Origin of the sequence: Salibaculum halophilum, from assembly GCF_002094885.1 — a bacterium.
Classification (GTDB): Bacteria; Pseudomonadota; Alphaproteobacteria; order Rhodobacterales; family Rhodobacteraceae; genus Salibaculum; species Salibaculum halophilum.
The window spans coordinates 1-1,261 of the sequence record NZ_MSIT01000062.1 but is presented as its reverse complement, the minus strand read 5'-3'; the positions used below and the strand labels follow the sequence as shown (position 1 = coordinate 1,261).

Here is a 1,261-nt window from a genome sequence, read left to right as displayed (position 1 = left end):
TTCTGACCTCCTTTTGTCGATAGCAACGGCGCAATGGGCCGAACGGGATGCCCGAGATGAGGTGCATAGCCTCGTTGATGACCTGAATGATATCGGGCCGGGTTATTCTTTCTCAAAGGATTTTGTGCTCAAGGCGGGGCTCATGTTGTTGGATATCCAGAGCGTGGGTTTTCGTGTTGAGAATTTTGGGCGCAAGAACATGACCCTCATGGAGGCAGAATGGGACCGGATACGCGAGGCGCTGCTTCTGACGGTCCGCCTTGTCTCGGAAATGGGGTTCGACGACAACGCAATACGGGCTGATAGCGCGCTGTTACCCGTCGCGTATTATGTCTTCAACCGCTAGCTCGGGGAAAAATACTTGTCGAGCACAGCCGACCGGGCGGATAGGGATACGATCAATGGGTGGCTGGCACGATCCTTCCTGAAGGCCTCGGGGATCTGGGGCAGTGGGCTCGACGTGATGCTTACGGCTCTGCGCGCCGAAATCAGGGACCATGGCAATACAGGTTTCCCACTTCAGCAAATCGAGCGTGAGATGGCACGTCGGGGACAATTGCTGGTCTTTTCCGACGAGGAAATCGAGGAATTGCTGGAAATTTCATATGGAGAAAAGCGCGTCCTACCGCTTTTGACGCTTCTTTCCCCCTTCATCGACACTCGGCATCATGTCCATGTCGATTATATCTATCCCTGGTCACAATTTACCAAGGCGAAGCTGCGCAAGGCTGGCATCGCAGATGAGGAAGCGGAGGAAATGATCGAATGGGTGAACGGCATAGCGAACCTGCAATTACTCGATGGCCTTACAAATCAGGAGAAGAGCGCGACCTTTACAGGATCATGGCTCAAAGATGCCTACCCCGAAAGGGCCGCTCGGCAGGCGTATATGGACCGCCACGATCTTCGGTTTCCCAAAGAGCATGGCGGGTGGCTGTCCCCCGGTAATGGCCCGGACGGGTTCATGACCTTTTACGAGGCTCGGCATGAATGTTTGAAGACCCGCATTAAAGGGATTGTCGGTCAGTAGCGTGATGCGGACCGTGGAGAGTTTGCAGGACAACGAGGATGACCTCACCGTCATGGACACGCACACGCGCTTAACTTTGAACGAACAGCGTAGTCGTGAATTCTGGACCGGGTTGAGGAAGGCAAAAGTAACGGACCTGCTGCGCGCACGAAATTGGTGGGAAAACTAGACAGGGAGTGGCGACTACAGGGCGCACAAAGTTCAATTAGGGCGTTTGCGGGAGATTTCCAC

General features: G+C 54.4%; 2 protein-coding genes. Both read left to right on the top strand.

Annotated features, from left to right (window positions below; all coding sequences use genetic code 11):
• Positions 1-346 (top strand): hypothetical protein (locus BU124_RS14920; protein ID WP_218775119.1); only part of this gene is annotated, 346 nt, incomplete at its 5' end.
• A 15-nt stretch (positions 347-361) separates the two neighbouring features.
• Positions 362-1,030, top strand: coding sequence for a hypothetical protein (locus BU124_RS14450; protein ID WP_143530028.1), 669 nt, complete (start codon positions 362-364; stop codon positions 1,028-1,030).
• The last annotated feature ends 231 nt before the right edge of the window (positions 1,031-1,261 follow it).